This is a genomic window from Streptomyces griseoloalbus (assembly GCA_014650015.1).
Taxonomy (GTDB): domain Bacteria; phylum Actinomycetota; class Actinomycetes; order Streptomycetales; family Streptomycetaceae; genus Streptomyces; species Streptomyces griseoloalbus.
In genome coordinates this window covers 31,035-51,187 of record BMUD01000008.1, presented here as the reverse complement: position 1 = coordinate 51,187, position 20,153 = coordinate 31,035, and the positions used below count along the sequence as shown (strand labels likewise).

Sequence of the window (20,153 nt, the reverse complement as noted above, 5' to 3'; positions counted from 1 at the left end):
ATGGCGTACGAGGACACGGCCGGTCCACTGCCGCTCGTCGTCGTGCCCGGGATGCTCTGCGACGCGAGCCTGTGGCGCGACGTCGAGTTCCCCGAAGGCCACGACGTCCACCACGTCCCGCTGCGGCGTGCGGACATCGGGGCGCTCGCCGAGGACGTGCTCGCCGCGGTTCCGGGCCGCTTCGTGCTCGTCGGGCTCAGTCTGGGGGCCATCGTCGGCTTCGAGGCGCTGCGCCGGGCGCCCGGGCGCATCGCGGGCCTGTGCGTGATGGCGACCAACGCGGGCGCACCGCGTCCCGAGCAGTACGCGGCCTGGCGGGAGATGGACGAGCTGATCGCGGCCGGCCGGTACGCGGACGTCGTCGAGCGGACGCTGCCGGACATGTTCCCCGACCGGCGCCCCACACCCGAGGCCGCACGGCGCTACCGCGCCATGGCGCACGCCGTGGGCGCCACCGCCGCCCGCGCCCAGCTCGCCGCGCAGGCGACCCGCGCGGACGCGTCCGGTGTGCTGCGGACGGCCCGCTGCCCCACCGTGGTCCTGGCCGGGGCGCGGGACACGCTGTGCCCGCCCGCCTTCCACCAGGCGATCGCGGACTCGGTCCCCGGAGCGGCCCTGACGCTGCTGCCCGAGGCGGGACACCTGCTGCCGTGGCAGCAGCCCGAGGCGGTGACGGCGGCGCTGCGGGAACTGGTCGCGGCCGTCGGCACGACACCCGCGAGCGCCGCACCCACCGTCCCCTGACCGCCCCCTCCTCCCCCGAACCCCTCCCCTTGCCCCTTCATCCGCAGTGGAAGAGAGCCGTCATGCCCCGACACCTCAAGTCCCCCGTGCCCGCCGCGCACGTGACCGCGGCCCGGGCGGATGTCGCCGAGCGCGTCCGCGTCATCCTCGACGACATCCGCGAGCGCGGCGACGAGGCGGTCCGCCAGTACTCCGAGAAGTTCGACGACTGGAGCCCCGAGTCGTTCCGGCTGGCTCCCGACGAGATCCGTCGGATCGTCTCCCGGGTGCCCGGGACGGTCCTGGACGACATCCGCTTCGTGCAGCAGCAGGTCCGCACGTTCGCCCGGGCCCAGCGTGACGCGCTGGGTGACGTCGAGATCGAGACGCTGCCCGGCGTCCGCCTCGGCCACCGGCACGTCCCCGTGTCCGGCGCCGGCGCGTACGTGCCCGGCGGCCGCTACCCGCTGACCGCGTCGGCCCACATGACGATCGTGACCGCGAAGGTGGCGGGCGTCCCCCGCGTCGCCGCCTGCACCCCGCCCATCCGCGGTGAGATCCCCGCCGCGACGGTCGCGGCGATGCACCTCGCGGGCGCCGACGAGATCTACCTGCTGGGCGGCGTCCAGGCGGTCGCGGCGCTGGCCGTGGGAACCGAGACCATCGAACGCGTCCCGATGCTCGCGGGCCCGGGCAACGCGTACGTGGCGGAGGCCAAGCGGCAACTGTTCGGCGAGGTCGGCATCGACCTGTTCGCCGGACCGACCGAGATCCTGGTGATCGCCGACGAGCACGCGGACCCGTTCGTGGTGGCCGTCGACCTGCTGTCGCAGGCGGAGCACGGCCCGGACTCCCCCGCCGTGCTGGTCACCACCTCCGAAGAGCTGGGCCGCGAGGTCGAGCGGCACATCGAGCGCCTGCTGCCCTCCATGCCCACCCGGGACTACGCCGCACCGGCCTGGCGCGACCACGGCGAGATCGTGGTGGCCGCCACCCTCGACGAGGCCTTCGAGATCGCCGACTCCTACGCCAGCGAGCACGTGGAGGTGCTGACCGAGAACCCGCGCCAGGCCCTGGAGAAGATGCGGGACTACGGTGCGCTCTTCCTCGGCGAAGGCACCTGCGTCTCCTACGGCGACAAGGTCATCGGCACCAACCACGTCCTGCCCACCCGTGGTGCCGCCCGCTACACCGGTGGCCTGTGGGTCGGCAAGTACCTCAAGACGGTGACGTACCAGGAGATCACCGACACCGCGTCCTCCGCGCTGCTCGGCGAGGTGTGCGGCCGGGCCGCGCGCGTCGAGCTCTTCGAGGGGCACGCCCGCTCCGGCGACGTCCGCGCCGCCAAGTACGGCACGGGCACCCTGCCGTGGAACGAGGAGGGCGCCGCATGAGCGGCCGCACCGCAGCGCTGGCCGGCCGCACCGCGCTCGTCACCGGGGGAGGCAGCGGCCTCGGCCGGGCCATCGCGAGGGCTCTGCTCGCCGACGGGGCCCGGGTGGTGATCACGGGCCGCGACGAGACCACGCTGAAACAGACCGCGTCGCGGCTCGGCCCGCGGGTCTCGCACCGGGTCTGCGACGTCTCCCGCCCCGACGACGTGGACGAGCTCGCCCGGAGTCTGGCCGGCGAGGAGATATCGATCCTGGTCAACAACGCCGGGATCGCCGGCCCGGTGGCCCCGCTGACCGAGATCACCCCGCAGGACTGGGACGAGGTCTTCGACGTGAACGTGCGCGGGGTGTTCCTGATGTGCCGGGCCTTCCTGCCCGCCATGACCGGGCGCGGCGCGGGCGACGTCGTCAACATCGCCTCGGTCTCGGGCAAGCGCCCGTTGCTGCGTCGCACGCCGTACTGCGCGTCGAAGATGGCGGTCATCGGTCTCACGGCCACGCTGGCCGGCGAGGTCGGGCCGCTGGGCGTCACGGTCAACTCCCTTTCCCCCGGACCTGTCGAGGGCCCCCGCATGGAGCGCAACTTCCGTCTGGAGGCGGAACGCACGGGCAGCACCTACGAGCAGGCCGAGCAGGCGTTCGTCGCACGCTCCGCCCTGGGGCGGATGGTCACCGAGGACGAGGTGGGCGAAGCCGTCGGCGCGATGCTGCGCATGCGCGGACTGTGCGGGGCCGACATCGACCTCTCCGCGGGAATGGTGGCCCGATGACGGAACACGGCGCACCGCGCCGCAGCCTCAAACAGCGGTTGGCGGACGGCGAGCGGCTGCGGGGCGCCCTGCTGCGGCTGCCCTCGGAGACGCTGGTGGAGATGGCGGGGGTCGCGGGATTCGACTTCGTCGTCATCGACTGCGAGCACGGGCCGGCCGACACGGCGCTGCTCCAGCAGCACCTCACGGCCGCGGCGGCGCACGGGATGGACGTCCTGGTCCGCGTGGGCTCGGCCGAGCCGGCGCTCGCGCTGCGCTGCCTCGACCTGGGCGCCGCCGGGCTGATCCACCCCCACGTGGACAGCCGCGAGGACGCCCGGCGGGCGGTGGAGGCCAGCCATTACCCGCCGTGGGGAAAGCGGGGTTTCGCCACCTACAGCAGAGCGGGCCGGTTCGGCACGGTCACGGCGGCCGACCATGTGGCGGCGTCCCGCGAGACCCTGGTCGTGACCATGGTCGAGACGCGACGCGCCTGCGACGACGCCGACGCGATCGCCGGCACCGAGGGGGTGGACGCGGTCCTGGTGGGCCCCGCCGACCTGGCCGCGGACTGCGGCTTCCCGGAGCCCGGCGTCATCGACGGGCTGATCGCCCGGGCGCACGACGCCGCGCGGGCCAACCAGCGCGCGGTCATGACGATCGTGCCGGGCCTCGACGCCGCCCGGGCCGCCGAGCGCCAGGGCTTCCAGCTGATCGTCTACAACATGGCGCACGTGCTCATGGACACCCTGCGCTCCCTGACCGCGTCCGGGACGACGGACGCGACCGCAGACCCCGCCTGACGGCCGGGGGCGGGCCGCCCGCGCCGGGCCGTCCGACGGCCGGGGGCGGGCCGCCCGCGCCGGCGGACCCGCCCGGCGGCGGGGGCGTCCCGCACCCCGCGTGACGCGCGCGGCCGAGCTCTCGGCTGCCGTCTTCCGGGGTTGCCGAATCCTCCGGCGCGAACCCTTGACGTCCCACAACCGGATCCTTAGTGTTCCCGACCAGTTCATACGTATGCACTCCCCGTCCCCCTCCCCCCGCGCGATCGGAGAACCCATGTCCGCCGCAGCGCCACCCAGCCAAGCCGTCGACTCCCCCCAGGTCGACCCGCACAAGCGGAAGGCGATACGCCGAGCCATCGGCGCGGGCAGCATCGGCAATTTCGTCGAGCAGTTCGACTACGGCCTGTACGGCTACATGGCACCGATCATGGCCCCGGCGTTCTTCCCCGAGAGCGACAGGACCGTGGCGGTGCTGGGCACCTACGCCATCATCGCCATCGCCTGCCTGTTCCGCCCGCTCGGCGGCACCCTCGTGGGCCGCTGGGGCGACCGGGTCGGCCGCAAGAAGACCCTGCTGTGGACCATCGTGGCCATGGGCGTGGCCACCGGCCTGATCGGGATGCTGCCCACGTACCAGCAGATCGGCATCGGTGCGCCGATCCTGCTCCTGCTGCTCCGCGTCGTCCAGGGCGCGGTCTCGGGCGGTGAGTACGTCGGGGCCGTCGCGTTCATCGTGGAGTGGGCGGAGCCGAACCGGCGGGCCTACTACACGTCGTACGCCTCCAACAGCTGCTTCGTCGGCATCCTGGCGGGCGCCGGTACGGCGGCCCTGACCAGCTGGGTGTTCGAGGGCCAGGCCCTGGACTCGTACGGCTGGCGCATCCCGTTCCTGCTGGCGGTCCCGCTCAGCCTGGTCGGGATGTGGCTGCGTCGTCACATCGAGGAGACCCCGGAATTCGTGCGCGCGACCGAGGAGGGTACGGACGTCGTCGAGGCGCCGGTCCGTGAGGCGCTGCGCTCGCAGTGGCGGCCGATGCTGGTCTTCTGCGGCGTCTCGATCATGCTGGCGATCCTTTCCTACACCTGGGTCACGTTCTATCCGCAGTACCTGACCGACACGCTCGGCCTGCCGCGCTGGATGGGCCTGGCCTCGAACGCCATCTCCATCGCCGTCCTCATCCCCACCCTGCCGCTGGCCGGCATGCTGTCGGACCGCATCGGGCGCAAGCCGATGCTGGTCACCGGCGCCATCGCGTGCATCGTGCTGGTCCCGGTCGCCTTCCGGGTCGGGGAGCAGGGCACCTTCGGGGCGGCCGTGGCCAGCCAGCTCATCTACATCGTGCCGGAGTTCTTCCTCACGGGCATCGTCACCGTCTGCGCGGCCGAGCTCTTCTCCACCCGCACCCGGTTCAGCGCCAGTGCCATCGCGTACAACAGCTCGTTCTCCATCTTCATGGGCATCACGCCGTTCGTCGCGACACTGCTGGTCAGTACCTTCGGCACCATCTACGCCGTCTGGGCCTACCTGGCGGTGGGCGCTCTCCTGGCCCTGGTGGTCGTGAGCGCCTTCATGACGGAGACGTACCGGAGCCACCTGGGCGCGGACAAGTTCGCCCGCTAGCGCGGCGGGAAACCCGATCCCCGGCTACCCGGCAGGCGGCCTCCCCCGCTACCCTCCCGACCATCCCCCTACATACGCATTCACATCACTACCGGAACGGAAGCACCATGCCTGTGGACCCCGTCGCGTACCTCCCCTACAAGGACCCGGACGACTTCATCCGCGAGGTGACCGACCGCATCTGGGTCGACCGCGACATCGCCTACATCGTCGACAACTACGAGCCCGACTCGATCGTGCACACCAGCCTCGGCACCGTCGTGGGCCGTGACGGTGTCATCGAAGGCAGCACGATCCGCATGGGCAGCACGCCGGGCCACATCGGCCAGGCGGAGGACGTGGTGTGGGAGGCACGCGGCGACGACGCCTTCCTCAGCTCCCACCTGGTCTTCTCCGCCGACGAGCACCTTGTGGACGGCCGCCTCGTCCGCATCCGCAAGCGCACGGTGGCCAACTGCCTGTACCGGCGCGGCCGGATGGTCGAGGAGTGGGTGGTGCGCGACGATCTGGCCGACTGCCTGCAAAGCGGCCTTGACCCGGCCGAGGTGGCTCGTGGGCTGACCTTCCAGGGGTACAGCGGCTCCATGCTCGACGAGCCGCCGCAGGACGTGCTGCTGAGCGGGGTCAGCGGTCCGCGTCCGGACGAGTTCCGTCCCGAGTGCGAGATGGTGCTCGAGTTCATCGACGAGGTGTGGACGCGGCGCCGGCTGAACAGGGTCAACGACTTCATGGACCGCGACCTGTTCCTCCACACGATCGGCGACCGGACCGTCATCCGCCCCGAGCGCTACCAGAGCGACCTGCTCGCCATGGTCGGCCCCTTCCCCGACGCCCGGTTCGCCGTCCGCGACATCCAGACGAACCACTCCCCGCGCTACGCCGGCCTGCGCGTGGCCGTCCTGTGGACCATGCACGGCACCTACCGCGGCGTCCCCGCCTTCGGCCCCCTCACCGGACGGCCGGTCACGGTGCTCGGCGTCTCGCAGTTCCTGATCCAGGAGGGCCGCATCGTGAAGGAGGTCCGTGTCTACGACGAGATCTCGCTGCGTGCGCAGATCGACGCGGGGCGCGGGGACGGCCCCCAGGTCGAGGCCAACATCTACTGAGCGTCACTGACGCGGGCGGGCCCGCCACCGGCATTCCGGTGGCGGGCCCGCGGCGTCCACCTCCGGGTGCACCGCATATCTACGACCGGGACATGAGAATTAAGCGCGGGGTACGGCAAGTATTTCTTATCCGCCTGCCGGAGCGAAATCATCGACCGTGCAGGGCCGATCGCACCGTGCTACTGTCGCATCAGTTGCAGGTGTGGTTGCCAGAAGGTTCATTTCCGACGGGGTAATCATCACGGCGACACGGAACGCACACAGTGTGCATTCCTGACACCGTCTCCGAAAGGGAATTGACATGGCTACCGGCACCGTGAAGTGGTTCAACGCGGACAAGGGCTTCGGCTTCATCGAGCAGGACGGCGGCGGCGCCGACGTCTTCGCCCACTACTCCAACATCGCCGCCCAGGGCTTCCGTGAGCTGCTGGAAGGCCAGAAGGTGTCGTTCGACATCGCGCAGGGCCAGAAGGGCCCGACGGCCGAGAACATCGTTCCCGCCTGACACCTTCGCCGGCACATACTTCACGGCTGGGGCTCGCACCTTATGGGTGCGGGCCCCAGCTCGCTGCATTTCAGGGCGCCGGGGCCGGAAAGGCCCCGAACTCCATCGCATCACCGACCGGTGACCATTTCCCGTCGGGCCCGATCCCGCCCACATCGCTTTCTGGTTCACCCCGAGATTGCCTGCGAGGAAACCGGCGGCCACCAGAGGCATTCGGCCAATACACATACCGAGAACGACAACGCGGACGAGGGCCATCAGCGCCCCGGTGTGCCGTGCCGCTGTTCGCCCACGCGGGAGCATGCCGTTGCGGTCGACCATGAGGTGGATTCTCGATCCCTTCTTGCCGCGGTCGGCCGGATTCGGCCCCGCCTGGCGGCCGGTGCCCGCCACGAAGCCGGGGCAGGCCGCCGCACCGCAGGCGGCGGCCGTGACGGCGGCGAGCGGCGGGGGCACCTGTAGCCAGTCGACGTCCAGCGTGGCGTAAAGCGTGAGTGCCGTGACGACGGTTCCGGACATTACGAAATGACTGGTCATTCGACTAGACGCACTCGGCTACGATCCCGTCACTTGCTGTCTCCAGTAATCAGACAAAGTGAAGGTATTTGTGACAAATTTATCGCCGGCTGGCCGCTCGACCGAGGAACCGCAGGCGGAAGAGGGGCGACGGTCCAAGTTAACCCGGGGCTTGACGCTGCTGAACGCGTTCCGGCCCCAGGACAACGAGGTCCAACTGTCCGAACTCGCCCGTCGGACGGGACTCCCGAAACCCACCGTGCACCGGCTGATAAAAGAACTGGTCGACCAAGGCTTCCTGGAACGCGGTCGGCGAGGGCTGAGGCTGGGGCACACGCTGTTTCTGCTCGGCTCCCGCGCGCCGCAGCACCAGTTGCTGCGACGGACCGCGCTCCCCTGTCTTCATCGGCTGAACGAGGCCACCGGCGGCAGTGCCTACCTGTCCTTCGCGGACGGCCCGAACGTCGTCCACCTGGACGCCGTGCACAGCCCCTCCCTCCAGACCATGCGGCGCACCGACCACGGCTCGGTGTGCGCCTCGGCGGCACGCCAGGTGCTCTCCTCCCCCGTACCCTCCGAGAGGGCCGGCGGCCGGCAGTACACCACGGTGCCCGGCGCACGCGGACTGGTCGCCGTCTCCACCCCGGTCCTGGGCGGGGCCGGAACACCGGCGGCCGCCCTCACCGTGGTCGGCGTCATGACGCACCTGCGCCCCGAGATCGCCGCCCGGCACGCCCAGGGGGCGGCCCGCTCCATCTCGCGCCAGTTGCAGGAACCGTGGGAACAGCCACCGTGCTGAGCGGCACGGGCGCGCGCTGACCGGCGCCGCCCCGCCCCGCCTCAGACCTTCCGCGCGACGAACAGCCGGGGCAGCAGGCGCTCGGCCCGATACTCCGCCAGCGCCGAGTCGAGGGTGCCGACCACACGGTCCGCCGAGTCGGCACCAAGGATGGAATCCAGGCTCCCGCGGAACAACCGCAGGGCGCGCAGCCGCTCGGCCACCAGCTGAGCGGCCCACTCGGAGACGTCCACGTCGGCCACGAGGTCCAGGCCCGCCGCCGCCAACTGGGTGCGCCGCTCCTCGACGTCCGTCAAAAAGAACACACCCTCGGGGTGGAAGCGCCGGAAGGCCGGAGCCGGCGCTTCTCCGGCGGCGCACAGGCTCACCTCCTCGGTGACCACCAGCACGCCCCCGTCCGCGAGCAGCCGCGCGGCCTCGCGCAGGACCGCCGCGGGATCGGGGAAGTGCGGCATGGAGCCGGTGACCACCACCGCGTCCACCTCCCCGTCGGACAGGGGCACCGCGTCGGCGGACGCGCACACCTCGGTGACGTTGGAGCGGCCCTGCGAAGCGGTGATGCGCGCGCTGACCTCACAGTGCTCCGGGACCAGGTCCACTCCGACCGCCTCGCCGACGACGACGCCGCGCGCGGTCAGGGCGTCCACGAGGTAGCGCAGGGCGCCGCCGAAACCGCTGCCGAGCTCGACCAGCCGCAGGGGCGTCCCGGCCGGGCCGGCGGGCCGGTGCGCGGCCACCGCGTCCGCCACACGGTCGCAGCCGTGCGGGCCGAAATGGCCCATCTGGTCGAGTCCCAGCAGTCCCGACGGGCCCGTCTGACCGGTGAAGTCGGCGATCCTGCCGACCGTGGTCTCCCAGTCGTGCCAGGCGGGGAACAGCTCCCGGTGGTACTCGCCCTGTGCCGCGGTCTGCCCTCCCCCGCTCATCCGGCGGCCTCCGGACGGACGAAGTGCACCAGCAGGGTCTGCCGTTCCTGGCGCGCCTCGTCGGTGACGGCCGCCACCGAGTGCCACGACGCGTCGGAGGGCACCAGCACCACGGACTCCCCCAGGTCCGGCCGCACCTGCCGCACCACCTCGTCCCCGCTCGGCCCGGCCAGGATGCGCAGGGCACCGCCCCACTCCGGCAGCCAGCCGGAGTTGAAGTACCAGGTCTGGGTCACCGCCTTGTCCGCGCGATCGGTGTGCGGGTCGATCCAGGAGCCCGACCCGTAACGGACGGCGCGCGCCTCGACGGTGCAGCCGGTCAGGTCACGCCCCGACAGCGCGGCCACCGCCGCCCGGTACCGCGGGGACAGCAGCGCGTCGACCACGGCCCGCCAGCGCGGTGTCAGCAGCGCCAGGGCGGCGGGGACGGGCTCGGAGTGCTCGATGAGCTTGAGGTTGCGGGTGCTGTAGCCCTTGCCGCCCGTGCCCGTGGCGCGTTCGGTGAGGGTGAAGCCCTCGGTGGGGAACTCCTCGGCCAGCCGGGTCCCGACGGCGCCGGGCAGCATGCCGCGCACCAGCGCCCAGCGGAACGGATCGGTGGCCGGCTCGGTGCGGGTCAGCGCGTCGTAGTCGAAGGGCGCGTTGTCGACGGTCGTGGTCACGAGGCATCCTCGGGGGTGATGGTGGCGCCGAGCGAGGTGAGCTTGGCGGCGAGGTCCTGGTATCCGCGGCGCAGGTGGCCGACGCCGACGAGGCGCTGCGGGACACCGGTGCCGAGGGCGGCCAGCACCAGCGTGGCCGCGGCCCGCAGGTCGCCCGCCACCAGGTCCGTAGCGGCCGGGCGCAGCCGGCTCGGCGTGGTCGTGAGCCGGTTGCCGCTCAGCTCCAGCCGGGCGCCCAGGGCGCGCAGCCCCTCGGCGTAACCGAAGCGGCCGCCGTGCCAGACCAGATCGGTGAGGGTGGCCGGCGCGTCGGCACCCAGCAGCATCAGCGCGAACAGCGGCTGTGCGTCGCTGTAGGCGAAGTGGGAGGCGGCCAGGACGTCGGTGGCGCGCAGCCGCGCCGGCTCGCCGATCCGCAGGGACGACGGACCCCACTCCAGGGGCACGCCCATCGCGTCCAGGTAGCGCAGTTCCGGGGCCAGTCCGGCGCGTACCTCCTCGACGCCGTCCAGCGCCAGTTCCAGCGGACGGCGCAGGTGCACGGCGAGGGCGACGAAGGTGACGACCTCCATCAGGTCCGACGGCACCGTGACACGGGCCGCGCCCAGCGGCCCGCCGGCGCCCTCCACCACGATGCGGCCGGGGGCGGTCTCCACCGCCACCCCGGCTTCGGCGAGCACCCGCACCAGACCGTACACATCGAGCTTGGGGTACGGGTTGCGTATCTCGGTGGTGCCGGTGGCCGTGGCCGCGGCCAGCAGGGCGGTCTTCGTGGCGCCGGAGTAGTACGGGCCGGTCAGGGTTCCCGTGGCGGGCTCGACGTCGGCGAAGTCGGCCATGTCCAGGGTGGCGCCGCGCAGTCCGCCGCGGGGCGCGCGGGCGCTGAACCCGTCCGCGGTGGCCTCGCAGGTGGCGCCGAACGCCTCCAGGACGCGTGCCACGTGACCCGTCGGCCGGGCGCCGCCCGCGCCGTCGCCGATGCTGCAGCCGCCGTGCGTGCCCGACACCACCCGGCCGCGCGCCGCCAGCAGTGTCGGCAGCAGGTACATGCCGCCGTGCACGCCCTGGGACAGCGCGGCCGGTATCTCGTGGCCCGTCAGCCCGCGCGGGTCGACCGTCATCCGGTCCCCGTCGTGCTCGACCCGCCCGCCGAGAGCGGAGACGATGCCGCCCAGCGCGTGCCGGTCGGCGATGTCGGGGACGTTGGTGAACTCCCACGGCGCGCCGGCGAGGCAGGCGGCGGCCAGGCTCGGCACGAGCAGGTGCTTGAACCCGTCCGCCCGTACGGGACCGGCGTCCGCCGCCGGGGAGCCGCCGCACACCGTCCACACGTCGGTGTCGGCGGGGTTGCGCATGAGGGTGGAACCGCTCATCGCCACATCTCCACCTGCACCGTCACCCGCAGGCCGGGCGCGGACGGACGCACCGGGGCGACCGCGTGCCAGGAGTTCTCCGCGCGCGCGAACAGCACCGACCGGCCGCCGCCGGGGACGATGGACGCGTGCACCGGCGCGTCGTCGCCCGCCGTGCCGCGCACCAGGAACTCGCCGCCGTCGTCCGCGCCCCACTCCTCGTTGAGGTAGAGCACGTGGGTGGCGTTCTTGTCGGCCTTGTCGGTGTGCGAGGACACCCAGTCGCCCTCGCCGAAGACGAACACACCCACGTCGAAGGCGCCGCCCGACACGTCCGCGCCCACCGTCTCGCCCACCCAGCGGCGGTACTCGGGCGACTGGACGGCCGCGGCGAACCCGGCCCACGCGTCGCCCGCCTTGCGCAGCGCGGGCTGCTCCTCGCCGCGGTGCACCAGGGGCAGCACGTGCATGCCGTACGTCTTGTCGCCGCCGGTACGGCGCTCGGAGCGGGTGAAGTGCTCCAGCGCGGGCACCGACTCCCGCAGCGCGGCGCGCGCCTCGGCGGGCAGCAGACCGGTGACGGTCGACCAGTGGTAGGGCTCGGTCCTGGTGTCCCGGGCGGCGGTGAAGTCGAGCACGTTGTCCTCCTCGGACGATGGGGGGGTGCGACGGGCGGACGCCGACCGGGTCGTGTCACCGAGGACGACGGCGTGCGCCCGCCGAAGGGCAGGAGTCCGGTGGCAGGGCCTACAGCGGGGGCTCGGGAAGGCGCGGGCCGAAGGAGACCTGCGGCACGCCCTCCTGGCCGGGTTCGCGCGAGCGGAGGATCTGCACCTCGGAGAAGGACTCCCGCTGGGAGCGCGCGAGGTCCCAGATGATCCCGGCGACCTCCGCCGGGTCCATCATCGTGCCGTAGTCGATCTCCAGCCCCGTGTGGAAGTCGGGCACCGCGAGGCCGCCCGGCTGGATCAGGGTCACCTGGTTCGCCGGGTGCGCCTCCACCAGTTCTGGCACCAGACCCCGGGTCGCGGTGGCCTGCGCGGCCTTGAGCGCGCAGTACAGGGACTCGTTCTCCCGCCGCTTCCAGCCGGACGACGAGGCGATGGTCACCAGCCGCACGCTCGACGGGGCGGCCGCCAGCATGCGCCGCAGCAGCTTGAGCGGACCGGTCAGGAGCAGGTCGGTCAGCCCGTCGATCTCCGCGTCCTCGGTCTTGGCCAGGGGCTTCTTCAGGAAGGCCCCGGCCACCCAGAACACGTACGCCGGACCGGGCAGCGACACGTCCGCCGAGGCCACGGAGTCCGCGTCGCACAGGTCCAGTTCCCGCGGTTCGAACCCGCGCGAGCGCTCCGGCGGCAGGTCGTGCACGGACCGGCCGTAGACGAAGGTGCGCAGGCCCGCGTCCCGGCAGCGGACCGCGAGCTGGTGGCCCAGGCCCCGGGTCCCGCCGATCACCGCCGCCACTGCGGGCTGCGTTTGCGACGTCGCTGATGTCATGGAGGAGTCACCTTCCGGGATCCGGTGTCAGGTCGAGCAGGAGGAAGCGCGGCCTGGTGGCCACGGCGGGGAACTTCTTGTCGCCGAAGGCGGCGCGGTGCTCCTCGGTCGCGCGCGGTTCGCGCAGGTCCCGCACCGCGAGGCCGGCCGCGTGCGCGGCGGCGACCATGTCCCCGAGCGGCCTGCGGTAGAAGCGGACCACCATCGGCGGGGGGCCGTAGGACTTCCAGGTGTCCGTGAGCTGCTCCACGGCGAAGTAGTCGCCCCGTTCGGACAGTTCGAGGTCGTCGAAGGGGTGGTGGGTGGAGATCACCACCCGGCCGCCGGGGGCCAGCACGCGGCGGAACTCGGTCAGCACCGGCACCCAGTCCGCCACGTAGTGCAGCGTCAGCGACGACACCACGCGGTCGACCGAACCGGTCCCGAGGAAGTCCAGCGGCTCGCGCAGGTCGTGCACGCGGAACTCGGCCCTCTCCCCGGCGCGTTCGCGGGCCGCCGCCACCAGGGAGGGGCTGACGTCCAGGCCCAGTACCCGCGCGCCGTCGTCCGCCAGCTGCGCGGAGAGCCGGCCGCCCGCGCATCCGGCCTCCAGCACGCGCAGTCCGCGCACCGGTCCGAGCAGCTCCCGCAGCGCGGGCCGCTCCAGGAGAGTGTTGTAGGGGTTGTCCGCGCTGCCCCGGTCGTACTGGAGCGCGAACGGCTCGTAGCCGAGGTCGTCCTCGTCCCGGTCGGGGCCAGTGGTGGGTGTGTCGTGCTCGCTCATCGTCGTCCTCCGCTCAGCCGGCCGTCCCGCTGACGGCGAGATCGGGGGTGATCTTGGCAGATGCTTCGTCGAGCACCTGCCATGCCCGGTCGAGCTGTGCGGGGGTGGTCACCAGCGGCGGAAGCAACCGCAGCACCTCGGGCTCGCCCAGGCACGGCGACAGCAGCAGTCCGCGCTGCCCCAGTTCCATGAGCAGGTCGCCGGCCGCGGCGGGCGAGGCCGCCTCCAGGCCCCACAGCAGTCCGCGTCCGCGCGCGCCGCGCAGCAGGCCCGGGTGGCGGGCGCACAGCTCGGCCAGTCCCCGCTCGACCCGTTCGGCCAGGTCGGCGCCGTCCGCGGCGTGCTCCTCGACCGCCTCGAGCGCGGCCGCGCCGGCCGCCGCGCACAGCGGATGTCCGGAGAAGGTCGTGGTGTGCAGGAACGGGTCGCGCGCCAAGGGCCGGTGGAACTCCTCGGTGGCCACCATCGCCGACAGCGGCAGGACTCCGCCGCCGAGCGCCTTGCCCAGCAGCACCGCGTCCGGACGCAGTCCCGCCGCCACGGCCAGCGACCGCTCGCCGCAACGGCGCAGGCCGGTCTGGATCTCGTCGGCGACGACGAACGCGCCCGCCTCGCGGGCCCGTGCGACCAGGGCGTCCAGGAACTCCGGCGGCAGCGGGCGCACGCCGCCCTCCCCCTGCACCGGTTCGAAGATCACTGCGGCGACGTCGCCGTCCGCGAAGGCCGCGTCCAGCGCGCCGACGTCCACCGGCACATGCGTGACCCCGCCCAGCAGGCCGCGCACCGGCGCGCGGTAGCGCTCGCTCCAGGTGGCGGCGAGCGCGCCCAGCGACTTGCCGTGGTAGGCGCCCTCGACGGCCACGACGCGGGTGCGGCCGGTGTGCGCGCGGGCCAGCTTCAGTGCGGCCTCCACGGCGTCACAGCCGTTGAGCCCGAACCAGGCGCGGGTCAGCCGGCCGGGGTCGAGGTAGCCGGTCAGCCGGTCGGCGAGCGCGGCGGTGGCCGGGTTGGCCAGGACCCGGGTGGAGGTGGGCATGCGCCCCAGTTCGGCGGCGACCGCGGCGGTGACCGCCGGGTGCCGGTGGCCGAGCAGGGTGACGGCGTAGCTTCCGAAGTCCACCGCGTCCCGGCCGTCGGAGAGGCTGACGAGCGCGCCGTCGCCGGTGGCCTCCACCGCGTCCATGCCGTTGATCGCGTACAGCATGCCCAGGCTGGGCGAGATGTGCTCGCGGACGCCGCGCAGAGTGTCCTCGGCACTTCTCACAGCGTCTCGGGCCGCCGGCTTCACACCGTCTCCAGCTGCTGGAAGAACTGGGTGACGGCCATGGTGGCGTAGCAGCCGGAGGGCAGGAAGAACGACAGGGTGCAGGCCCACCGGTCCGGGAACCGGTCGTCGGGGCGCACGCCGAGCACCCGCACCCGCGTCTGCACCACGGTGGGGCGCGGGGACTCGGTGTAGCGCATCTTCCCGTCCGTCCACCGGTAGCGGCCACAGCCCAGCTCCGGCGCGGCGCGCAGCACCTCACGCGCGGCGGCGGGTGTGCGCGGCAGGACGTAGCGCAGGCCCTCCCGGTCGGTCTCGACCGTGTCCGCGCCGCCCTCGTCGGCGACCAGCTTGGTCAGTCGCTCGTTCCACTCGGCCGAGGCGTGGGCGCAGCGGTAGAAGGCGAGCACGCGCGGGTCGAGCGCGGCGAGGAACTCCGCCGGGTCCCCGTCGTGCGCCAGTGCCTGCCCGCCCTCGGGCGAACCCGACTCCCGCAGCAGCCGGAAGGCGGCCTCGTCGTCGCCGTCGATCAGCGCGCCGCCCAGCAGGTGCGTCTGCTTGGGGCCGCCGGGCACGCCGAAGCGCTGGGTGTCGTAGTAGTTGACGAAGAACATGTTGTGCTGCGCGGGACCCGCGCGCAGGGCGTCCGCGGTGGCCGCGTCGAGGTCGCGGGCGACGATGCGGAAGCAGTTGCCGTCCAGCTCGCCGACGACGACCGGTCCGTCGCCGTGCCCGCGCTCGGTCAGCCGCATGTAGTCGGCACCGTCGTGCGCGCGGTTGAAGGCGGCCAGCTGCTCGGGGGAGGCCGTCCCGCGCAGTGACAGCGTCTGTTCGGTGACCCCGTCCTCGTCCTTCAGCCCGGCGGCGGCGACGGCCTCGCGCGCCACCCCCAAGTGGGCGGCGACCGCGGCGACGGCCTGGTGGGTGGTGAACCCGCGCTTGGTGAGGAGCAGGTACTGGTGGTCCGCGTCCCCTGCGGGGACGGTGGCCGTCCCCAGGCACTCGCTCACCGCGAAGTCCTCGGGGACCGCTTTGAGTACGCAGACGGACATCGGGTTCCTTCCCAAGGGGTCGTGCGGTGCGGGCCCGGCACGACCGGGCCCGCACCACGCTCTCGCTTCGTTCCGGGGCGAGCGCCCGTCGTCCGACGTCCGGGGTCATTTGTTCCCCCGACGCGAGAACGCGTCTCGCGCAGGCCGGGCGGGGCCGCTGTCGGTGCAACACGTGGGGTCCGCGTACGGACTTCGTGGTGGGTGCTGCCTCAACGACTCCCGGCCGGAGACGGTCGGAGTGGTGCCGACTCTAGGCACGCCCCAACCCGTGCCGGGGCCCTGTGTTCCGAGCAGTGGAACACCGAACGACGTTCTGGGACAGGGCAGTTCAGGATGGTGGCGCGGCGCCGCCCGGCGCCGCGCGAACAACCACCCAGGGAGGCCGTCCTGTCGATCGCACCCTCCGCATCCCCGGCCGCGTCCGCTTCGGACGATCTCCTGCGCACCCGGCTCGAAGCGTTCCTCACGGCCCGGTCGTTCGGCCTGGACGATCTGGTCGAGGAGACCGACCAAGGCCACGGCGAACCGGTGATCGCGGTCGCCGCGGGCTCCGTCCTGGCGGGCTTCGGCACCCACAAGAGCGACCTCGACCTGCTGGTCCTGGTCGACAACGACCGCGTCACCCGGATGCCGATCACCTCACACCGTTTCGGCACGCTCCTCGACGTCACCGTGCGCGCCGCCGCACCGGCGAAAGCCGCGGCCGAGGCGTTGACGACCACCGACTGGCCCACGCTGGACCGGGTGGACAACGCGGGCTGGAACCACCACCGCCGTTCCCTGAACACCACCAGCCGGATGGCGCTCGGCCTACCGCTCAAGGGCGGTGACGACTGGCTCGCCTGGCAGCGCGGCCTGCGCGGACCGTGGCTCGGCCGGGTGCTGCACCGCTGGTGGGTGGCCGAGGCGGTGCGGATGCGCACCGCCGCCCGCTGGCTCGCGCCCGCCAACCCCGCCCTGGCTGCGCTGCGCGCCCGTGACGCCGTCCTGCACGCCCTGCACGCCCGCGCCACCGAGGCGGGACAGTGGTACTTCAACGCCAAGTGGCTGCCGGAGAAGCTGCGCGTCCTGGACGACGGTGACGGGCTGGCCAAGGTGACCGCGCTGCTGGCCGGCCGTGTCACCCTCGACACCGCGCTGTCCTGGGCCGACGACCTGCTCGGCCCGGTGGGCCACTGGGACGCGGCGGTGCACTGGGCGCCCGGCGTGTCCACCTGGCCGGTCGACACCGGCACCGTCGTCGACCGCTGGGGCATCCGCGCGGTGCAGACCCCGCTGTCCGGCCTGCCCGCCGCCCCGGGCGACGGCACGGTGTGGACGGGGCCGGCGGACGCCCCGCCCCCGGAGGTCCGCGACCTGTTCGCCCACGACATGCTGTGGCTGGGCGTGGCCCCGGCCGTGAAGGAGGCCCCGTGAGTGCCGCGGCCCTGCCCGACGTGCGCAGGCTCATCGGGTACCGCGCCCACGGCGCGGCCCGCCTCGTCCTGGAGGGCCATGCCGCGCTGGAGGACGTCGAAGGCTCGCTGGCCGCCGGCCAGCCGGAGACGGCGGTGCTGATGGCGCACGAGCTGATCCAGATCTCCCTGTCCATCAGGGGTCTGGCCACCGCCGGGGAGTTGAGCTGGCCGCAGGGCCAGGCCAGCTTCGACCCCTTCGCCGGGGTGGACCCGCGGGAGGTCGCCGAGGGCGAAGCGCTGGCCGCGCGCGGCCTGGACCACGGCGACGAGGCCTGGCTGGAGGAGCTGCGCGCCCACCTGGCGGAGACCGAGAGCCGGCTGGGCTACCCCGAGCCCCTGCCGTACGTGCGCTCCGGTGCCGGGATGTTCAAGGCCGTCGGCCTGGTCCGCACCTGGGCCGCCCATCTGGAGAAGCTCGGCCTTCCGGGCGTCCTCCCCGGCGACTGGGCGCTGCCCGGTGACTGAGTCCGTCCACGACACGCCGAGCGCCATCGCCGGGTCGCAGTCCTGCGTCGGCCGCGGCGGCGGCGTCGCGCTGGACCTCGTCGGCGTCACGAAGTCCTACGGCGACGTCCACGCGCTGCGCGGGGTGGACCTGCGCATCCCGCCGGGCCGGATCACCGCGCTCCTCGGCGAGAACGGCGCGGGCAAGACCACGTTGATGTCGCTGGTGGCAGGCCTGCAGCGGCCCGACGCGGGCCGCATCGCCGTCACCGGGCACGATGTGGCCGACGCGCCCGGGGCGGCCCGGCGCGCCCTGGGCTTCGCCCCGCAGGAACTGGGCGTCTACCCCACCCTGACGGTCCGCCAGAACCTGATGTTCTGCGCGGAGCTGGCCGGACTGCGCCGCGGCGCCGCCCGGGACCGTACGGCCGAGACCGCCGAGCCGCTCGCGCTGACCGAGCTGCTGGACCGGCGGGCGGGCGAGCTGTCCGGCGGCCAGCAGCGCCGGCTGCACGTGGCCATGGCGCTGGTGCACCGGCCCGCCGTCCTGCTGCTGGACGAAGCCACCGCCGGAGTGGACGTCCGCACCCGTACCGCCCTGCTCGACCTGGTGCGCGGGCTCGCCGCCGACGGCGTCGCCGTGTGCTACTCCACGCACTACCTGGCCGAGGTGGAGTCCCTCGACGCCCACGTCGCCGTCCTCGACGGGGGCCGGGTGATCGCGCACGACACCCTGTCGGCGCTGGTGGACCGGCACGCCCGCGGCGCGCTGGAGCTGACCTTCCACGGCCCCGTCCCCGAGGACCTGGACCTGCCCTGGCCCACCCGCCCCACCGAGGACGGCCTGCGGGTGCTGGCCGACCGGCCGCACGAGGCGGCGGCCCGCCTGCTGGAGCTGCTCGGCCCCACCTCCGCGCTGTCCGGGCTGCGCGTGGTCCGGCCCGACCTGGAGGCGGTCTTCCTCGAACTGACCGGCCGCCGCTACCGCGACGAGGGGAGCCCCGCCGATGCGTGAGTCCCTGCCGCGGTCCGTCCTGCGCGTCGCGGCGCTGGTCAGACACGACCTGCGGCTGCACCGCGCCGACCTGACCCCGCTGGTCACCATGACGGTGATGCCCCTGCTCATCATGGCCTTCGTGCGCCCGCTGTACCTGAGCAGCCTCAGCACCCGGTACGGCACCCCGCCCGACGGCGTCCCGTTCACCGGCGCGGAGCTCGCCGTGCCGGGCGTCGCGGTGATCTTCTCGTTCTTCCTGGCCGCCGACGTCGGCTACGGCGTCTTCCGCGAACACGGCTGGCGCACCTGGGACCGGCTGCGCACCGGTCCGGCCCGCCCCTTCGAGGTGCTGGCCGGACGGGCGGTCGTCCCGCTGCTGGTGCTGCTCGTGCAGCTGACGTTGCTGTTCACCGTCGGCGGGCTGCTGTTCGGGCTGCGCGTGCGCGGCTCCTACGCGGCGATCGCCGCCGTCGGCGTGTGCCTGGCCCTGTGCCTGGTCGCCTTCGGGTTCGTCCTGGTCGCGCTCTGCCGCACGGTGATGCAGCTGAACGTCTTCTCCAACGTGGCCGCCCTGCTGTTCGCGGGCCTCGGCGGCACCCTGGCCCCGGTCGAGCAGCTGCCCGGCTGGGTGCAGGCCCTCGCCCACGTCACGCCCACCTACTGGGCCATGCGCGGCTTCACCGGAGCCGTGCTCGACGGGGACGGCCTCGGCGGGGCCGTCCTGCCCTGCCTGGTGCTCCTCGCCATTGCGGCCGTGCTCACCGTCGCCGGCCTGAACCGGTTCCGCTTCGACGACCGCAAGGTCTCCTGGTCCTGACCGGCACACCGTCCACCGCACCATTCGCACTCTTCCGGAGGGGCCGCATGCCCGCCCTCGTCGTGTTCGACTGCTTCGGCACCGTGGTCACCGAGCTGACGCCCATGCCCGAGGCACCGGAGCTGGCCCGCAGGCTGGCGGCCTCCCTCGAGCTGCCCTCGATCACCGCGGCCGCCGTGCTCGACGACCTGATCGGCACCTTGTGGACCGCGCTGACCGAGCCGGCCGCCGAACAGCCCGCTTCCCGGCTGCTGCTCGCACGCATCCTGGACGAGCACGGCGTTTCGGCGGACGCGGCGGCCGTGGACCGGACCCTGTGGCACGTCCTGGGACCGGACGACGGCCGCTTCCGGCTGTGCGCCCCGGCCGCGGAGGCGATGGTCAGGACGGCCGCCGCCGGTCACACCGTCCGCATGGTCAGTACCTGCTACCTGCCCGGGGACCAGATGCGCCGGCTGTTGGCCGGACTCGGGGTGCCCGACGTCCTCGACGCCTGTCTGTTCTCCGCCGACGGCGGCCCCAAGAAACCCGACCCGCGGGCGTTCGCTGCCGTCGGCGCGGGGGACTTCACCCGGCGCGTCATGGTCGGCGACACCCCGCACAACGACATCGCGCCCGCGCGGGAGCTGGGCTGGGACACCGTCCAAGTGGACCCGGCAGCCCCGGACTTCACGCCGTTGCACGCACTGCTCGGCATCTGAGCCGGCCCTCGCCCCAACTTGCT

The 20,153-nt window shown here is 73.2% G+C and carries 21 protein-coding genes; 13 read left to right on the top strand and 8 right to left on the bottom strand.

What is annotated here, in order from left to right; translation table 11 throughout:
• From IE178_RS14380 to IE178_RS14345, 8 genes are all read left to right on the top strand, one after another.
• Positions 1-744, top strand: coding sequence for an alpha/beta fold hydrolase (locus tag IE178_RS14380; RefSeq protein WP_193512528.1), 744 nt, complete (start codon positions 1-3; stop codon positions 742-744).
• A 62-nt stretch (positions 745-806) separates the two neighbouring features.
• Positions 807-2,117 (top strand): histidinol dehydrogenase, encoded by a 1,311-nt coding sequence (gene hisD, locus IE178_RS14375; protein ID WP_193512527.1) that lies wholly within the window; start codon positions 807-809, stop codon positions 2,115-2,117.
• On the top strand, positions 2,114-2,887 hold the full coding sequence (locus IE178_RS14370; RefSeq protein ID WP_193512526.1) for an SDR family NAD(P)-dependent oxidoreductase: 774 nt from the start codon (positions 2,114-2,116) through the stop codon (positions 2,885-2,887). Before hisD ends, IE178_RS14370 begins: the two co-directional genes overlap by 4 nt.
• Entirely contained in the window at positions 2,884-3,669 is a 786-nt protein-coding gene (locus tag IE178_RS14365; RefSeq protein WP_318280045.1) for an HpcH/HpaI aldolase family protein, read from the top strand. Before IE178_RS14370 ends, IE178_RS14365 begins: the two co-directional genes overlap by 4 nt.
• A 256-nt stretch (positions 3,670-3,925) precedes the next feature.
• Positions 3,926-5,272 (top strand): MFS transporter, encoded by a 1,347-nt coding sequence (locus tag IE178_RS14360; RefSeq protein WP_184761684.1) that lies wholly within the window; start codon positions 3,926-3,928, stop codon positions 5,270-5,272.
• 107 nt (positions 5,273-5,379) lie between these two features.
• Positions 5,380-6,378 carry a nuclear transport factor 2 family protein gene (locus IE178_RS14355; protein WP_193512524.1) on the top strand — a complete coding sequence of 333 codons (999 nt, stop codon included), beginning with the start codon at positions 5,380-5,382 and terminating at the stop codon, positions 6,376-6,378.
• 301 nt (positions 6,379-6,679) lie between these two features.
• Positions 6,680-6,883 carry a cold-shock protein gene (locus IE178_RS14350; protein ID WP_184761686.1) on the top strand — a complete coding sequence of 68 codons (204 nt, stop codon included), beginning with the start codon at positions 6,680-6,682 and terminating at the stop codon, positions 6,881-6,883.
• A 688-nt stretch (positions 6,884-7,571) separates the two neighbouring features.
• Positions 7,572-8,198, top strand: a complete 627-nt coding sequence (locus tag IE178_RS14345; protein WP_318280044.1) for an IclR family transcriptional regulator — start codon at positions 7,572-7,574, stop codon at positions 8,196-8,198.
• Positions 8,199-8,239: 41 nt separating this feature from the next.
• On the opposite strand, the gene IE178_RS14340 is transcribed toward IE178_RS14345, so the two are convergent.
• The 8 genes from IE178_RS14340 to truD all read right to left on the bottom strand — a co-directional run bounded on the left by IE178_RS14340 (position 8,240) and on the right by truD (position 15,714).
• On the bottom strand, positions 8,240-9,124 hold the full coding sequence (locus tag IE178_RS14340; RefSeq protein WP_193512523.1) for a class I SAM-dependent methyltransferase: 885 nt from the start codon (positions 9,122-9,124) through the stop codon (positions 8,240-8,242).
• On the bottom strand, positions 9,121-9,786 hold the full coding sequence (locus IE178_RS14335) for a 2OG-Fe(II) oxygenase (protein ID WP_193512522.1): 666 nt from the start codon (positions 9,784-9,786) through the stop codon (positions 9,121-9,123). The genes IE178_RS14340 and IE178_RS14335 overlap by 4 nt, the downstream gene beginning before the upstream one ends.
• Positions 9,783-11,159: a carboxyvinyltransferase gene (locus tag IE178_RS14330; protein ID WP_184761689.1), complete on the bottom strand. Its 1,377-nt coding sequence runs from the start codon at positions 11,157-11,159 to the stop codon at positions 9,783-9,785. The genes IE178_RS14335 and IE178_RS14330 overlap by 4 nt, the downstream gene beginning before the upstream one ends.
• Positions 11,156-11,776: a 2OG-Fe(II) oxygenase gene (locus tag IE178_RS14325; RefSeq protein WP_193512521.1), complete on the bottom strand. Its 621-nt coding sequence runs from the start codon at positions 11,774-11,776 to the stop codon at positions 11,156-11,158. The genes IE178_RS14330 and IE178_RS14325 overlap by 4 nt, the downstream gene beginning before the upstream one ends.
• 109 nt (positions 11,777-11,885) lie before the next feature.
• Complete coding sequence (locus IE178_RS14320; protein ID WP_193512520.1) at positions 11,886-12,635, bottom strand: SDR family NAD(P)-dependent oxidoreductase; 750 nt, start codon at positions 12,633-12,635, stop codon at positions 11,886-11,888.
• 7 nt (positions 12,636-12,642) lie between these two features.
• Positions 12,643-13,398, bottom strand: a complete 756-nt coding sequence (locus IE178_RS14315) for a class I SAM-dependent methyltransferase (protein ID WP_193512519.1) — start codon at positions 13,396-13,398, stop codon at positions 12,643-12,645.
• A gap of 13 nt (positions 13,399-13,411) precedes the next feature.
• Positions 13,412-14,662 (bottom strand): aspartate aminotransferase family protein, encoded by a 1,251-nt coding sequence (locus tag IE178_RS14310; protein ID WP_318280043.1) that lies wholly within the window; start codon positions 14,660-14,662, stop codon positions 13,412-13,414.
• 20 nt (positions 14,663-14,682) lie between these two features.
• Positions 14,683-15,714, bottom strand: coding sequence for a tRNA pseudouridine(13) synthase TruD (gene truD, locus IE178_RS14305; RefSeq protein WP_193512518.1), 1,032 nt, complete (start codon positions 15,712-15,714; stop codon positions 14,683-14,685).
• 333 nt (positions 15,715-16,047) lie between these two features.
• Here truD and IE178_RS14300 point away from each other — a divergent pair, with 333 nt between their 5' ends.
• The 5 genes from IE178_RS14300 to IE178_RS14280 are packed head-to-tail and all read left to right on the top strand — an operon-like array spanning position 16,048 to position 20,130.
• Positions 16,048-17,130, top strand: coding sequence for a hypothetical protein (locus IE178_RS14300; RefSeq protein WP_318280042.1), 1,083 nt, complete (start codon positions 16,048-16,050; stop codon positions 17,128-17,130).
• Positions 17,127-17,636 (top strand): hypothetical protein, encoded by a 510-nt coding sequence (locus tag IE178_RS14295; protein WP_193512517.1) that lies wholly within the window; start codon positions 17,127-17,129, stop codon positions 17,634-17,636. Before IE178_RS14300 ends, IE178_RS14295 begins: the two co-directional genes overlap by 4 nt.
• A complete protein-coding gene (locus IE178_RS14290; protein ID WP_318280041.1) occupies positions 17,629-18,630 on the top strand; it encodes an ABC transporter ATP-binding protein in 1,002 nt (333 codons plus the stop codon). Before IE178_RS14295 ends, IE178_RS14290 begins: the two co-directional genes overlap by 8 nt.
• A complete protein-coding gene (locus tag IE178_RS14285; RefSeq protein WP_184761695.1) occupies positions 18,623-19,429 on the top strand; it encodes an ABC transporter permease in 807 nt (268 codons plus the stop codon). The genes IE178_RS14290 and IE178_RS14285 overlap by 8 nt, the downstream gene beginning before the upstream one ends.
• 47 nt (positions 19,430-19,476) lie before the next feature.
• Positions 19,477-20,130 (top strand): HAD family hydrolase, encoded by a 654-nt coding sequence (locus IE178_RS14280; RefSeq protein ID WP_193512516.1) that lies wholly within the window; start codon positions 19,477-19,479, stop codon positions 20,128-20,130.
• Positions 20,131-20,153 lie beyond the last annotated feature (23 nt).

What these genes read in the sequence shown, in the direction of transcription:
- IE178_RS14320 (WP_193512520.1), bottom strand. Translation starts at nt 12,635, where the DNA reads ATGACATCAGCGACGTCGCAAACGCAGCCCGCAGTGGCGGCGGTGATC.
- IE178_RS14300 (WP_318280042.1), top strand. Translation starts at nt 16,048, where the DNA reads ATGGTGGCGCGGCGCCGCCCGGCGCCGCGCGAACAACCACCCAGGGAG.
- IE178_RS14380 (WP_193512528.1), top strand. Translation starts at nt 1, where the DNA reads ATGGCGTACGAGGACACGGCCGGTCCACTGCCGCTCGTCGTCGTGCCC.
- IE178_RS14370 (WP_193512526.1), top strand. Translation starts at nt 2,114, where the DNA reads ATGAGCGGCCGCACCGCAGCGCTGGCCGGCCGCACCGCGCTCGTCACC.
- IE178_RS14340 (WP_193512523.1), bottom strand. Translation starts at nt 9,124, where the DNA reads ATGAGCGGGGGAGGGCAGACCGCGGCACAGGGCGAGTACCACCGGGAG.
- truD (WP_193512518.1), bottom strand. Translation starts at nt 15,714, where the DNA reads ATGTCCGTCTGCGTACTCAAAGCGGTCCCCGAGGACTTCGCGGTGAGC.
- IE178_RS14285 (WP_184761695.1), top strand. Translation starts at nt 18,623, where the DNA reads ATGCGTGAGTCCCTGCCGCGGTCCGTCCTGCGCGTCGCGGCGCTGGTC.
- IE178_RS14280 (WP_193512516.1), top strand. Translation starts at nt 19,477, where the DNA reads ATGCCCGCCCTCGTCGTGTTCGACTGCTTCGGCACCGTGGTCACCGAG.
- IE178_RS14365 (WP_318280045.1), top strand. Translation starts at nt 2,884, where the DNA reads ATGACGGAACACGGCGCACCGCGCCGCAGCCTCAAACAGCGGTTGGCG.
- IE178_RS14355 (WP_193512524.1), top strand. Translation starts at nt 5,380, where the DNA reads ATGCCTGTGGACCCCGTCGCGTACCTCCCCTACAAGGACCCGGACGAC.
- IE178_RS14315 (WP_193512519.1), bottom strand. Translation starts at nt 13,398, where the DNA reads ATGAGCGAGCACGACACACCCACCACTGGCCCCGACCGGGACGAGGAC.
- IE178_RS14360 (WP_184761684.1), top strand. Translation starts at nt 3,926, where the DNA reads ATGTCCGCCGCAGCGCCACCCAGCCAAGCCGTCGACTCCCCCCAGGTC.
- IE178_RS14330 (WP_184761689.1), bottom strand. Translation starts at nt 11,159, where the DNA reads ATGAGCGGTTCCACCCTCATGCGCAACCCCGCCGACACCGACGTGTGG.
- hisD (WP_193512527.1), top strand. Translation starts at nt 807, where the DNA reads ATGCCCCGACACCTCAAGTCCCCCGTGCCCGCCGCGCACGTGACCGCG.
- IE178_RS14350 (WP_184761686.1), top strand. Translation starts at nt 6,680, where the DNA reads ATGGCTACCGGCACCGTGAAGTGGTTCAACGCGGACAAGGGCTTCGGC.